This is a genomic window from Micromonospora sp. WMMD737 (assembly GCF_049179055.1).
Classification (GTDB): Bacteria; Actinomycetota; Actinomycetes; order Mycobacteriales; family Micromonosporaceae; genus Micromonospora; species Micromonospora reichwaldensis.
In genome coordinates this window covers 3578999-3591875 of the sequence record NZ_JBMHMH010000001.1, presented here as the reverse complement: position 1 = coordinate 3591875, position 12877 = coordinate 3578999, and the positions used below count along the sequence as shown (strand labels likewise).

Annotated in this window: 16 protein-coding genes; 9 read left to right on the top strand and 7 right to left on the bottom strand. The window is 74.0% G+C overall.

Annotated features, from left to right (window positions below):
* Positions 1–57 precede the first annotated feature (57 nt).
* Positions 58–1047 (top strand): sigma-70 family RNA polymerase sigma factor, encoded by a 990-nt coding sequence (locus ACN27A_RS15420; protein WP_207914530.1) that lies wholly within the window; start codon positions 58–60, stop codon positions 1045–1047.
* A gap of 71 nt (positions 1048–1118) precedes the next feature.
* Here the strand turns inward: ACN27A_RS15420 and ACN27A_RS15415 are convergent, their stop codons facing one another.
* Positions 1119–2093, bottom strand: a complete 975-nt coding sequence (locus tag ACN27A_RS15415; RefSeq protein ID WP_421453914.1) for an NlpC/P60 family protein — start codon at positions 2091–2093, stop codon at positions 1119–1121.
* A 496-nt stretch (positions 2094–2589) separates the two neighbouring features.
* Here ACN27A_RS15415 and ACN27A_RS15410 point away from each other — a divergent pair, with 496 nt between their 5' ends.
* Positions 2590–3114 carry a DUF6232 family protein gene (locus ACN27A_RS15410; protein WP_421453912.1) on the top strand — a complete coding sequence of 175 codons (525 nt, stop codon included), beginning with the start codon at positions 2590–2592 and terminating at the stop codon, positions 3112–3114.
* A 6-nt stretch (positions 3115–3120) separates the two neighbouring features.
* On the opposite strand, the gene ACN27A_RS15405 is transcribed toward ACN27A_RS15410, so the two are convergent.
* Positions 3121–3450 carry a DUF3817 domain-containing protein gene (locus ACN27A_RS15405; protein ID WP_421453910.1) on the bottom strand — a complete coding sequence of 110 codons (330 nt, stop codon included), beginning with the start codon at positions 3448–3450 and terminating at the stop codon, positions 3121–3123.
* 26 nt (positions 3451–3476) lie between these two features.
* Entirely contained in the window at positions 3477–3914 is a 438-nt protein-coding gene (locus ACN27A_RS15400; RefSeq protein ID WP_421453907.1) for a hypothetical protein, read from the bottom strand.
* Between the two features lie 122 nt (positions 3915–4036).
* On the opposite strand from ACN27A_RS15400, the gene ACN27A_RS15395 reads away from it, so the two are divergent.
* From ACN27A_RS15395 to ACN27A_RS15385, 3 genes are read left to right on the top strand one after another with little or no spacing between them, the layout of a single operon-like run.
* Entirely contained in the window at positions 4037–4363 is a 327-nt protein-coding gene (locus tag ACN27A_RS15395) for a DUF6158 family protein (RefSeq protein ID WP_421458477.1), read from the top strand.
* Positions 4363–4683 carry a hypothetical protein gene (locus tag ACN27A_RS15390; RefSeq protein WP_132239403.1) on the top strand — a complete coding sequence of 107 codons (321 nt, stop codon included), beginning with the start codon at positions 4363–4365 and terminating at the stop codon, positions 4681–4683. Before ACN27A_RS15395 ends, ACN27A_RS15390 begins: the two co-directional genes overlap by 1 nt.
* 35 nt (positions 4684–4718) lie before the next feature.
* On the top strand, positions 4719–5255 hold the full coding sequence (locus ACN27A_RS15385) for a DUF1360 domain-containing protein (RefSeq protein WP_132239401.1): 537 nt from the start codon (positions 4719–4721) through the stop codon (positions 5253–5255).
* 56 nt (positions 5256–5311) lie between these two features.
* Here ACN27A_RS15385 and ACN27A_RS15380 read toward each other — a convergent pair whose 3' ends face one another.
* The 3 genes from ACN27A_RS15380 to ACN27A_RS15370 form a co-directional block, all read right to left on the bottom strand.
* Positions 5312–5521 carry a hypothetical protein gene (locus ACN27A_RS15380; RefSeq protein WP_132239399.1) on the bottom strand — a complete coding sequence of 70 codons (210 nt, stop codon included), beginning with the start codon at positions 5519–5521 and terminating at the stop codon, positions 5312–5314.
* Positions 5522–5602: 81 nt separating this feature from the next.
* Positions 5603–5851, bottom strand: a complete 249-nt coding sequence (locus tag ACN27A_RS15375) for a hypothetical protein (RefSeq protein WP_396888763.1) — start codon at positions 5849–5851, stop codon at positions 5603–5605.
* A gap of 499 nt (positions 5852–6350) precedes the next feature.
* Positions 6351–7448: a 3-deoxy-7-phosphoheptulonate synthase gene (locus ACN27A_RS15370; protein ID WP_421458476.1), complete on the bottom strand. Its 1098-nt coding sequence runs from the start codon at positions 7446–7448 to the stop codon at positions 6351–6353.
* A gap of 304 nt (positions 7449–7752) precedes the next feature.
* Here ACN27A_RS15370 and ACN27A_RS15365 point away from each other — a divergent pair, with 304 nt between their 5' ends.
* Together ACN27A_RS15365 and ACN27A_RS15360 are read left to right on the top strand one after the other, a co-directional pair.
* Positions 7753–8907 carry an alkaline phosphatase PhoX gene (locus tag ACN27A_RS15365; protein ID WP_421453903.1) on the top strand — a complete coding sequence of 385 codons (1155 nt, stop codon included), beginning with the start codon at positions 7753–7755 and terminating at the stop codon, positions 8905–8907.
* Between the two features lie 87 nt (positions 8908–8994).
* Complete coding sequence (locus ACN27A_RS15360) at positions 8995–9210, top strand: hypothetical protein (RefSeq protein ID WP_101415193.1); 216 nt, start codon at positions 8995–8997, stop codon at positions 9208–9210.
* Here the strand turns inward: ACN27A_RS15360 and ACN27A_RS15355 are convergent.
* Positions 9177–9917, bottom strand: a complete 741-nt coding sequence (locus ACN27A_RS15355; RefSeq protein ID WP_421453901.1) for a phosphodiesterase — start codon at positions 9915–9917, stop codon at positions 9177–9179. The two genes, ACN27A_RS15360 and ACN27A_RS15355, sit on opposite strands and share 34 nt — an antisense overlap.
* Positions 9918–10006: 89 nt before the next feature.
* Between ACN27A_RS15355 and ACN27A_RS15350 the strand changes: the two genes are divergently transcribed.
* Together ACN27A_RS15350 and ACN27A_RS15345 are read left to right on the top strand one after the other, a co-directional pair.
* Positions 10007–11299 carry a M16 family metallopeptidase gene (locus tag ACN27A_RS15350; RefSeq protein WP_421453898.1) on the top strand — a complete coding sequence of 431 codons (1293 nt, stop codon included), beginning with the start codon at positions 10007–10009 and terminating at the stop codon, positions 11297–11299.
* A complete protein-coding gene (locus tag ACN27A_RS15345) occupies positions 11299–12645 on the top strand; it encodes a M16 family metallopeptidase (RefSeq protein WP_421453897.1) in 1347 nt (448 codons plus the stop codon). Before ACN27A_RS15350 ends, ACN27A_RS15345 begins: the two co-directional genes overlap by 1 nt.
* Positions 12646–12877: the final 232 nt, after the last annotated feature.

Sequence of the window (12877 nt, the reverse complement as noted above, 5' to 3'; positions counted from 1 at the left end):
GGTGTCAGCACCGGTGGGCACAGCGGAAGTTACGGGGGAGGGCTGATGGACGTGGGGATGGCAAGGAACCGGGCAACCGGCGCGAGCGAGGGGACCGTGGGCAACGTGGACAAGAACATCGGCATGCGAACCGACGAGGTTGCCGAGGAGCGCGACCTGGTCGGCGTCTACCTTCACGAGATCTCCCGGACGCCACTGCTGGACGCCGCCAAGGAGGTCGACCTCTCCAAGGCCATCGAGGCCGGCCTCTACGCCGAGCACCTGCTCGGCGAGGACCGCGTCCCCGCCGGTGCCGACCGGGACGACCTGGAGCGGCTGGTCGCCGAGGGCGAGCGGGCCAAGGACCTGTTCATCCGGGCCAACCTGCGACTGGTCGTGTCGATCGCCCGCCGTTACGTGCGTTCGGGCATGCCCATGCTGGACCTGATCCAGGAGGGCAACACCGGCCTGGTGCGGGCGGTCGAGAAGTTCGACTACGTGCGCGGCTACAAGTTCTCCACCTACGCGACCTGGTGGATCCGTCAGGCGATCAGCCGGGCGATCGCCCAGCAGGAGCGCACCGTGCGACTGCCGGTGCACCTGGTCGAGGACGTCAACCGGATGCGCAACGTGGCCCGGCAGCTCACCCGTGAGCTGGGCAGCGACCCGGAGCCGGAGCAGATCGCGGCGGCCCTCGGGGTCACCGTCGAGCGGGTCAACGAGCTGGTCCGCTGGTCGCAGGACACCGTCTCGCTGGACACCCCGGTGGGCGACGACGGCGACACCAACCTCGGGGACCTGGTCGCCGACAGCGACGCGCCGTCGCCGGAGGAGATCGTCCTGACGGGGCTGGAGCGGCAGCGGATCGAGGGTCTGCTCAACCACCTCGACGACCGTTCGGCCGGCATCATGCGGGCCCGCTACGGGCTCGAGGACGGCCGGGAGCACTCGCTCACCGAGGTGGCCTCGCGGTTCTCGCTTTCCCGGGAGCGGATCCGGCAGCTGGAGATCCAGGCGCTCGGTCGGCTCCGCGAGCTGGCCCGGGCTGAGGGCCTGCAGGCGGCCTGAGCAGGGTAGGAACAACGCGAACGGCCGGCGTCCGATAGGGGGACGCCGGCCGTTCGCATTGCCGGTGTGGGTCAGCGGACCCGACCGTAGCCCTGGATGGGCATCAGGTTCATGCCCCGTTTGAGCACGTTGCGCCCGGCGCTCGGCGCGTCGATCACCTGACCGCCGCCGACGTAGAGGCCCACGTGCCCGAGCCCGCTGTAGAAGACCAGGTCGCCGGGGCGCAGCTCGCTGCGGCTGATGTGGGTCACCGCGCCCCACTGCATCCGGGTGTTGTGCGGCAGTGACTTGCCGGCCGCCCGCCAGGCCGCCGAGGTCAGGCCCGAGCAGTCGTAGCCGTTCGGACCGTCGGCGCCCCAGACGTACGGCTTGCCGAGCGCGCCGTACGCGTACCGCACGGCGACGCCGGCCTTGCCCGAGACCGCGGGCGCCTCCTTCGCGCTGTCGGACCGGGCGGCCGGCTTCTCCGTGGCCCGGCCGTACGCCTGCCGGCGCAGCTCGTAGAGCTCGGCCAGGTCGCGCTCGATCCGCTTCTTCGTGGCGGTCATCTCGCGGGCCTGCGCCGCCTGCCGGCCCAGCGTGACCTCCAGCCGGGTCTTCTCGTCGAGCAGCCGGCGCTGGTTGCCCGTGAAGTTCGAGATCTTCGCCTGCCGCTGCCGCGTGAGCTGGTCGAGCATGCTCAGCCGGTCGAGCAGGGTGTCGGCGCCGCCGGGACGCAGCAGCGCCTCCGCGGTGCTCAGGTTGTTGCCGGTCTTGTACGCGGTCACCGCCATCGCGCCGACGTCCGCCCGGCTCCGTTCGGTCTCCTGCTCCAGCGGACCGATGCGGCTCTGTACCCGCGCCACGGCGGCCTGGTTGGTCTTGATCTCCTCCCGGAGCTTGTTGTACGCCTCGACGACGTGCTCCAGCTGGGAGGAGGAATTCTCGATCCGCCGGGTCAGCTCGGCGGGGGACGGTTCGGCCCGGGCGGGTATCGCCGGGGCGAGCAGCGTGGCCGACACCACGGCGACCGCCAGGGCGCGCAGCGTGTTCCTGAGGGACGACAAGAGCGGAAGGCTCCTCTCCCATCGGCCGCCGTGGGCTGCTGACGCCCCCGGCGGCACCGGGCCGGTGCCGTCCGGGTGGACGGCGATCGACCGGGCCGACCGGGACAACCTATCCCGGGGCAGGAGTGATGCGCAGTTGAAGCAGGGTCGAATGTTGGCTGAGTGACGGAAATTGCGGATCGCGACGGGTGCGGCGCGTGATCGACTCCTCCGGCTCGCCGCAGCGAGCCGCGGCTATTGTCGGCGATCAGGCGATCCGTGCCGTTCGTCGTTGTCGGCGTATGCCGGCGGACCGTGAGCCGTTATGACCGACAAGACCGACATGGCGGCCGGAACCGGCGGGCCACGCGACCGCGGCCCCCGGACGCGAGCCGAAATCGCCCTCCGGGCTGGCACGTGCGCCACACAATGAAGCGCGCAGCCGGGAATCCCGTCGACCGGCGATGCGAGACCGTCGACGGGAGCCGACCCGGCACCAGCCGCGGGAGGTAGAACCGTGAACCCTCAAGGCGCCACCCGACAGACGCGGTCATCGCGGACGACCGCGCAGAAGAACACCCTCCTCTACGCCCGACCCGGGATCATCGTGACGGTCGACCGCTTCACCGTCGGCCGCAACAGCTGGCAGGTCACCGAGCTGACCCACCTGCAGACCGGCCGCGGCCCGCACGACCGCGTCGCGGTACGGGCCGTCCTGGTCACCGGCGCCATGATCGGCGGCGTCGGGCTGCTGCTCGGCTTCACCGGCGGGCTGCAACGGCTCACCGCGGGGGCGTACCTCGTCCTGGGCCTGGTGTTCCTGCTGCCGGTGCTGGTCGCACTGGTGGGGGACCGGTGGCGGCCGCCCGCGTACGAGCTGTGGGGCCGGCGCCGGGGCGACCGGGTGCTGCTGTTCAGCAGCGACGACGAGCGGCAGTTCGGCCAGGTCACCCGGGCCCTGCGCCGGGCCCGGGAGATGAACCGGTACGGCGGCTGGGAGGACCCGCTCGCCTCGGCAGACCCGTGGCGGCCCATCCGGTGACCGGCGTCAGCCGGCGACCGGCTCCGGGGTGCGCTCGGACTGCTCCGCCGTCACCCAGTTGCTGACCCGGCGCTCCGCGTAGAAGGAGACGAACGGCACCGTGCCGGCCAACATCACCAGGATCATCCGCTTCAGCGGCCAGCCGGCCCGGCGGGACAGGTCGAAGGCGGCCACCAGGTAGAGCATGTAGAGGAAGCCGTGCGCCTGGCCCACGGTCTCCACCAGGATCGGGTCGTCGAAGCCGTACTTCATCGGCATGCCGATCACGACCAGCAGGATCAGCGCCACGCCGACGATCCAGGCGATGACTCGGTACCGGGTCAGGGCTGCACCCACCGTCGTCCGTCCTTTCGCGCCCGGCCTCAGCCGGGGTAGTCACCGGGCTTGGCACCCGGGTTGTCGTTCAGCCATTGCAGGTAGTGGTTGTAGGCGGCGAGGTCGCCGTCCTCGCCGCCGCCGGCAGCCGCGGACACGCGGGCGACCCGCACGGGTCGGCGTACGACCGGGCGCGTCGCGGCGGCCTGCGGGGCGTCGGCCGGTCGCGTCCCGGCGGCGGTCGACGTCTCCCCCTGCGCGTCGGCCGGCGCCGCCGGCCCGCGCAGGGCGTGCCGGACCTCACGCCACCAGACGAAGACCACGAAGCCCGCGAAGATCGGCCACTCGACCGCGTAGCCCCAGCTGATCGCGTTGCCGGCGGCGGCCCGGCTGACCTGCCACCAGCCCAGCGCCAGGAAACCGGTGACGAGCACGACCATGGCCACGTGGCGCGCGATCCACGCCGGGGTCCAGAGCCGTTTCATGGCATCGAGAGTACCGGGGGCCGCCGGGGTCTCCGACGCGGCGTCGTAGGTGCGGGGATGGTTTGGTGCCTGCCGGTGTGGGCATCCGTCTAGACGCGAGCCCAAACCAGAGCAGGGGGTCGATCATGACGGGATCGGTACGGCAGGACGACTTCGGCAGCCCGGAGCAGCGGATGCCCGAGTGGGACGGCGACCATGTCCACGACAGGGCCTCCGGCGAGGCCGATGCGCCCGACGGCGAGCTGCTCGGCGTCGACCCCGCCGAGCTGGCCGACGAGGACCTGATCCGGGAGATGCACAGCCTGCACCGGACCCGCCTGGACACCCTGCGCCACGCGGCGGACTCCGCGCTCGCCAACCACCTGCGGCGCACCGCCGAGCTGGAGACCGAGTACCTCGCCCGGCACCCCGGCCGCGAGGTCGACCCGAGCCGGCTGCGGGACGCCTGATGGCGTCCGCCGAGCGCGGGATGTCCGCGCCGCCGGAGGTCGTGTTCAACACCGCCACCGACCCCGCCCGGGCGTCGGCGTGGCTGCCGGAGCCGCTGCGGGCCGACGGCAGCCCGGCGGACGAGGTCAGCGCCGAGGAACTGCGGGCCCGGTGGAGCGCCGCCGAGGACTGGTCGGCGGAGATCCTGGTGGAGCCCGCCCAGGCCGGTGGCGCCCGGATGCGGCTCGACCTCACCGGCGGGCCGGACGCCGAGCGGCTGGCCGACGAGGCGCTGGACAGTCTCGCCCGCGAGGTGGCCGACAACCTGCAGGCCGGCTGAGCCGGACCGCCCCCCGAGAGGATCGAGGAGACCGGGTGACCGCCCTGAAGGAGAAGGTGGCGCGGCTGCGCCAGGCGTACGCGCCGCACGAACACCGGCCGCTGGGCGGTTACCTGGCGGCGATGGGAACCTACGCCGGGGTGACCGCCGGCATCGCCGGTCTGGTGAGGGCGACCGGCCGACCGGTGCCCGAGCGTCCCGCCCCGGCCGACGTGGTGCTGCTCAGCATCGCCACCCACAAGCTGAGCCGGCTGCTGACGAAGGACGCGGTGACGAGCCCCCTGCGGGCGCCGTTCACCCGGTACGACAAGCCGATCGGCAGCGGCGAGGTGATGGAGCAGGTCCGCGACCAGGGCAGCTCCACCCGGCACGCGATCGGGGAGCTGCTGAGCTGCCCGTTCTGCCTCGCCGTCTGGGTCGCCACCGGGTTCACCGGCGGCCTGGTGCTCGCCCCCCGGCTCACCCGCCTGGTGGCGACCGCGCTGACCGCCGTGGCCGCCTCGGACTTCCTCCAGATGGCGTACGCGGTGGCCCAGCAGGCCGCCGAGGGCGGCGACCACGACGAGGACTGAGGACGTACGACGAAGGGGGCCGGCGCTTGCGCCGGCCCCCTTCGTCGTGGCTGTCCTCAGGTCGGGGTCGTGCCGTGGTCCTGGCCGGCCCAGCCGCGGGAGGCCTCCGGCTCGCGCTCGTCGGCGTCCGCTCCGGTGATGACGTCCCGGTCGACGGCGGTGCGGTCGTGCTCGTTGGCGAAGTCGGGCTCCGGCAGGGTGTCCCGGCCCTCGGGGGGCTGACCGAGCGCCGGCAGCTTCTCGTGCTCTTCCTCGTGGTGGGACATCTCGCTCTCCTCACTGCTCGTCGGCCTCCGGTGCGGAAGGCCGTCCGCTTCCGGGGCCGTACCGGTCCCGGCCGGCGGGCGTCAGGTGACCGAACCGCCGAGCAGGTCGGCCACCTCGTCCACGGCGTACTCGCCCTCGGGCAGGGCGGCCATGCGGGTGAGGAGCTGCGCGGGAAGCTCGGCGGCGACGGCCCGGCGGTAGATGTCCGCCTGACTGATCCGCTCCTGGCCGTGGTAGAGATCCTCGAGGAGGTCGTCGAGGCGCCGGATGTCCGGCTCCCCGATCACGGGCGCGTCCGTCACGGGTGCGTCGTCGGTCACGACGGTCAGCTACCCGCGCCGGAACCGGTGAAACGTCGCCGGTCGGGGCGCGCCCGCGCCGTGCCTGGCCGACGCGGAGTGGTCGCCGGGGCTGTGACGGCGGTCATGGCACAGGCCGGAACACCGGCGGCGGGCCCCCGGTTGAGTCAGGTGTCGGTGTGTCCAGTGTCCCCGGGCCTCACCTAACTGCCTTCGCGGAATACCGTCCGGCTGGAGCCGCGTCGTGCCACTCGCCGAGAGGCGACCTGCACACCGACACCGGTGCCGCCCCCGAGCCCTTCCCGGGCCCGGGGGCGGCACTGTCCGTCTCCACCTCCCGCCTGCCCGGCTCCCGCCTGCCCGGCTCCCGGTGATCATGAGGTTGGCGGCAGTGATGAAGATCGACTTCGCCGCTAACCTCATGATCACCGGGGCGGGGCGGGGCGGGGCGGGGCGGGGCGGGGCGGGGCGGGGCGGGGCGGGGCGGGGCGGGGCGGGGCGGGGCGGGGCGGGGCGGGGGGTGTGGGGGTCAGGCGGGGGTGGGGGCCGGGGCCCGGCGGCGGGTACGGACGGCGGCGGCCAGGTGGCTGAGGACCTCCTCGGTGGTGTCCCAGCCGATGCAGGCGTCGGTGACCGACTGGCCGTACGTCAGCTCGCGGGTCGGGTCGAGGTCCTGGCGGCCGGCGAGCAGGAAGCTCTCCAGCATGATCCCGACGATGCCGCGCTGGCCGGCGTCGAGCTGGGCGGCCACGTCGGCCGCCACCCTCGGCTGGTTGCGGTGGTCCTTGCCGCTGTTGGCGTGACTCGCGTCGATCACCACGCGCTCAGGCAGGCCCGCCGCCCGCAGCAGCTCCAGGGCGCCGGCCACCGACTCCGCGTCGTAGTTCGGCCGCCCGCCGCCGCCGCGCAGCACCAGGTGCCCGTCGGCGTTGCCCCGGGTGTGCAGGATCGCCGGCGTGCCGGAGACGTCGATGCCGGGGAAGACGTGCGGTACGCCGGCGGCGCGGATGGCGTCCACGGCGGTGCCGATGCTGCCGTCCGGGCGGTTCTTCATGCCGATCGGCATCGACAGGCCGGAGGCGAGCTGCCGGTGCACCTGGCTCTCCACCGTCCGCGCGCCGATCGCGCCCCACGCCACCGTGTCGGCGATGTACTGCGGGGTGATCGGGTCGAGGAACTCGCAGCCGACGGGGAGCCCCAGGCGCAGCACGTCGAGCAGGAGCGCCCGGGCGGTACGCAGGCCCGTGTTGACGTCGCCGGAACCGTCCAGCCCGGGGTCGTTGATCAGGCCCTTCCAGCCCACCGTCGAGCGCGGCTTCTCGAAGTAGACCCGCATCACCACCAGCAGGTCGTCGGCCACCCGGGCGGCGGCGTCGCGGAGCAGGTGGGCGTACTCCAGGGCGGCGGCCGGGTCGTGCACCGAGCACGGGCCGACCACCACCAGCAGGCGGTCGTCGACGCCGTCCAGCACCCGGCCGACCGCGCGTCGCCCGGCCAGCACGGCCGAGGCGAGCGTGTCGTCGAGGGGCAGGTCGTGGTGCAGCAGGGCCGGGGTGGTCAGCGGCACGACACGGTCGATCCGCTGATCGCTGACCCGAACGGTCTCCGGGGTCGTCACGGTGGGAATCCTTCCGCCGACCGTGCCCCGGGGCCGGTGCCCGGGTCGAGCCGGCTGCTCGTACGCAAAAGGGCAGGAACGAGAGCTCCTGCCCGGCCGGCTCGAATGTGGTGACGTCAGATCATGGTGAAGTCACCGGCGTGCGAGCCGGCTGCCTAAACCATCGATACGAACGCGTCACGCGGCCCAGCGTACCCGTTTGCGCGGGAAGGTCCACCCGGTCGTCGGGAAAGACTCGCTTCGTGTTCACCTCCATCTATGCGTGCGACGGTAGTTTCATCGACACCGATAGCTGCCCCTCCGGAGGTTCCCGATGGACCGTCGTACCGTCCTGCGCGCCACCGTCGTCGGCGGCGCCGCCGCCTTCTCCGGCAGCCTATGGGCCGGCGCCGCCCATGCCGCCCCTGCTCAGCCGGGTGCCAGCCCCTACGGGCCGCTCGGCGCGGCCGACGCCAACGGCATCCAACTGCCCGCCGGCTTCGCCAGCCGGGTCGTCGCCCGCTCCCGGCAGGCGGTGCCCGGCACGTCGTACACCTGGCACGACGCGCCCGACGGCGGCGCCTGCTTCGTCGCCGGCACCGGCTGGATCTACGTCTCGAACTCCGAGATCCTGAGCACCGGTGGGGCGTCCGCGGTGCGCTTCGCCGCCGACGGCAGCGTCGTCTCGGCGTACCGCATCCTGTCGAACACCAACCGCAACTGCGCGGGCGGCGCGACCGGGTGGGGGACCTGGCTCTCCGGCGAGGAGGTCAACCGGGGGTACGTCTACGAGACGTACCCGCAGGGCGGCCGGGCCGGGGTCCGGCGGGCTGCGATGGGCCGGTTCAACCACGAGGCCGCCGCCTGCGACCCGGACCGCCGGGTCGTCTACCTCACCGAGGACGAGACCAACGGCTGCTTCTACCGGTTCCGGCCGACCACCTGGGGCGACCTCTCCGCCGGCACCCTGGAGGTGCTGGTCGCCGGCACGGGCACCAGCGGCCCGGTGAGCTGGGCGCGGGTGCCCGACCCGGACGGCTCGCCCACGCTCACCCGCGACCAGGTCGCCGGGGCGAAGCGGTTCAACGGCGGCGAGGGCTGCTGGTACGCCGACGGCACCTGCTGGTTCACCACCAAGGGCGACAACCGGGTCTGGGCCTACGACGCGGTCGACCAGCGCATCGACCTCGCGTACGACGACTCGCTGGTCTCCGGGACGGCGCCGCTGACCGGGGTGGACAACATCACCGGGGCCCGCTCGGGCGACCTCTACGTCGCCGAGGACGGCGGCAACATGGAGATCAACGTGATCACCCCGGCGGGGGTGGTCGCCCCGTTCCTGCGGATCACCGGCCAGTCCTCGTCGGAGATCTGCGGGCCGGCGTTCTCGCCCGACGGCAGCCGGTTCTACTTCTCGTCGCAGCGCGGCACGTCCGGCTCCTCCTCGGGTGGCATCACCTACGAGGTGCGCGGACCGTTCCGCTCCTGAGCCGCCCGTCGGCGCCGGGGCCGGGCGCGATCATCCGGGGGCGATCATGCGGCGTGCCGGAGGCGGCGGCGGGGTATGTGGGCGGTCATGAGTCACGAGCAGAGCGACCAGGAACGAGTGGAGTCCCGCGCACACCTGCTGCCGGAGGAGGCGGCGGCCGGCAGCGACGACCCCCACGCGCAGGCGGAGGCCATCCTCGCCGAGTCCGACCTCCGGGAGGAGGACCGCAACGCCGCCCCCGACACCGTGCTGGAGCGGCGTACCTCCGATCAGACGGTGACCCCCATCGAGCCCCCCGACTGAGCCGCGGCCCCCCGGGCCCGTCGCGAGCCCCGGTAGCTGTGCTCCCGCAGCCAGGCGATCGGGCCGACCGCCCGCAGCCCCGGCGGCAGGTTGCCGATCGGGTCGAAGGCCAGCGCCGCGTCCTCCCGGGCGCTGAGCTGGGCACCGAGGCTGACCTGCCCGAACGGACGCCACGGCCCGACGGCGGACGCGACCGCGAGCACCAGGCGCGGCGCGTCCGCCCGGGCCGCGGCGGCCACCTCGGCCAGGCTGCGGCCCAGGCCGGGCGACTCCGGGTCGGCCAGCGCGGCCAGGAAGAGCCGCCGCCGGCCCGCGCGAAACGGCATGATCGTGCTGTACGTCCCCGCGAAGCGCCGCCGGGGCAGCGGCAGGTTCCGCAGCAGCGGCGCGGCCCCGCTGGAGCTGACCAGCAGGTCGAACGGCCGGTCCCCGTCGCGGTGCAGCCGCACGGCCAGCCCCAGCACGTCCGGCCAGGCGCCCGGCGTGGGCACGCCCTTGGAGAGCCGGACGGTCGCCCGGAAGCGGCCCGGGCCGTCCAGCAGCGGCACCCCGGTCGGCGGTCCCGACGTACCCCAGACGACGACCTCGCCCGCGAACGAGCGGCCCGCGGGATGCAGCAGGCGGGCCCGGCGCAGCCGGGTCAGGGCGGCGGTCGCGCGGTCGACCGCGACGGCGGCCCGGTCGGTCACGGTGGCGGCAGACGGCATGCCTTCCCGGTACCCGGCGGCCGGCGGTCGATGCCTCGCCGCGTGCGGCGCGTCCCGCCGCGCGACCCACGATCGGATAGCGTCGTGCCATGCCCGACAGCGGTTACCCCTGGCCCATCGAGACCACCCGCCTGGACAACGGCCTGCGCGTGGTGGTGAGTGAGGACCGCACCGCCCCGGCGGTCGCGGTGAACCTCTGGTACGACGTCGGTTCCCGCCACGAGCCCGAGGGGCAGACCGGCTTCGCGCACCTCTTCGAGCACCTGATGTTCGAGGGCTCGGTCAACGTGGCGAAGACCGAGCACATGAAGCTGGTGCAGGGCGCGGGTGGCTCGCTCAACGCCACCACCAGTCCGGACCGCACCAACTACTTCGAGACCGTCCCCGCCGAGCACCTGGAACTGGCGCTGTGGCTCGAGGCGGACCGGATGGGCGGCCTGGTCCCCGCCCTGACCCAGGAGACGCTGGACAACCAGCGGGACGTGGTCAAGAACGAGCGGCGCCAGCGCTACGACAACGTGCCCTACGGCGACTCCTGGCTGCGGCTGCTGTCGCTGCTCTACCCGCCCGGGCACCCCTACCACCACGCCACGATCGGGTCGATGGCCGACCTGAACGCCGCCGACCTGGGCACCTTCCAGGCGTTCCACCGGACCTACTACGCGCCGAACAACGCCGTGCTCACCGTCGTGGGCGACGCCTCGGCCGCCGAGGTGTTCGCGCTGGCTGACAAGTACTTCGGCGCCATCCCGCCGCGCGCGGAGATCCCGCCGGCCCCGGACGGCCGGACCGTCCCGGCCACCGGCCGACCCGTCGTGGAGACGGTCACCGCCGACGTGCCGGCGCCGCGCGTCTACATCGCGCACCGCACCCACCCCTTCGGCAGCCCCGGCTACGACGTGCTGACGGTGCTCGCCACCGTGCTCGGCAGCGGCCGGGGCAGCCGTCTCTACCAGCGTCTCGCCGACGGCGAGCGGATCGCCCAGCCCGACATGGTCGGGGCGTACGGCGCGGACCTGGCGCACGCCCCCGCGCCGCTGATCGCCACCGCCACGGCCCGCCCCGGGGTGAGCGCCGAACGGCTGGGCGCCGGGCTGGCCGAGGTGATCGACGAACTGGCCACCGTTCCGGTCACCACCACCGAACTGGACCGGGCCAAGTCCCTGCTGAGCACCTCGTGGTGGCGGCAGATGTCCACGGTGGACGGCCGGGCGGACACGCTCGGGCGCTACGCCACCCAGTTCGGCGACCCGGCGAAGGCCGCGGAGCGGTTGCCGGCCTGGCTCGCGGTGACCGCCGAGCAGATCGCCGAGCTCGCCGCCGAGGTGCTCGCCGCCGACGACCGGGTCACCCTGACCTACCTGCCCGAGGAGAAGCCCTGATGACGCTGATCGCCGACCGTCCCGGGCCCGGCGCCGCCCGCCCGTACCGGTTCCCGCAAGTGGTCCGCCGCACGGTGGCGGGTGGTCAGGTGGTCGCCGCACACCTGCCCGGGCAGAACCTGGCCGTGGCGCTGCTGCTGCTCGACGCGGGCGCCGTCCGCGAGCCCACCGGCAAGGAAGGGCTCGGCGCGGTGCTCGCCAAGGCCCTGGAGGAGGGGACCGCGCAGCGCGACGCGACGGCGTACGCGCTGGCGATCGAAGGGCTCGGCACCGAGCTGGTGATCGGGCTGGACTGGGACTCCTTCCAGGTCAGCGTGCAGGTGCCGGTGGAGCGGCTGAACGCCGCCGTGGAGCTGCTCGCCGAGGCGGTGCGCACCCCGAAGCTGGACCCGGACGACGTCCGGCGGGTCCGCGACGACGAGGCGACCGCGCTGCGGATGGACTGGGCCAACCCCGGCCCGCGGGCCGACGCGGCGCTGCGCGCGGACCTGTTCGGCGCCGGCAACCGCTGGGGCCGTCCCCTCTACGGCGACCCGGAGTCGGTGGCGGCGCTGGACGTCGAGGACGTCACGGTCTTCCACTCCGAGTGGTTCATCCGCCCCGGCACGCTGGTCGTCGCCGGGGACCTGGACCGGCTGGACCTGGACGCGCTCGGCGCGGCGGCGTTCGCGGGCACCGGCGGCGGGCCGGTCGACCGGGGCGGCCCGATCGAGGTGCCGACCCGCCCCGGCCGGCGGATCATCCTGGTGGACCGGCCCGGCTCGGTGCAGTCCACGCTGCGGATGGGCCACCCGTCGCCGCACCGCTCCCACCCCGACCACGTGCCGATGACGCTCGCCGGCACGGTGCTCGGCGGGGCGTTCACCTCCCGCCTCAACCACCTGATCCGCGAGGTGCACGGCTACACGTACGGCATCCGGGGCGACTTCGCCTCGTCCCGCCGGTTCGGCCGGTTCGGAGTCAGCTCCGGGGTGCAGACGGCGGTCACCGCGCCGGCCGTCGTCGAGTCGGTCGGCGAGATCACCCGCACCCGGGAGACCGGGGTGACCGAGGAGGAGCTGGCGGTCGCGCGCTCCTGGCGGGCCGGGCAGCTCTCGGTCGAGTTGCAGAGCCCCCGCTCGATCGCCTCCGCGCTGACCACCCTGGTCGTGCACGACCTGCCCGACGACTACCACGCCCGGTTGCGCGAGTCGCTGCTCGCCGCCGACGTGGCGGAGGTCTCCGCGGCGGCCGCCACGTACCTGCGCCCGGAGGACCTGACAATCGTGGTGGAGGGCGACGCCGCGGCGATCCGCGACGAACTCGTCGCCACCGGCCTGGGCGAGCTGGTCGACCACGCCTCCTGACCGGGCCGGGGCGGTGTGACATGGATCGCGCCGCCCCGGCCGGCTCGGGTGGCCCGTCCGGGGCGGCCGGCGTGGATGCTCCGGCGGGCCGCCCCGCCGGCTGACGATCCTCCCGTCCCACCGGCCCCTCCGGCGATGTCGTTGCGTCCCGGCGCGGCCCGGGGTGACCACGGCCACCGCCGGGCGGGAGCGCCGCCGGCCCCGGTGGGTGGGAAAGCGTTCCCGGTCGGGC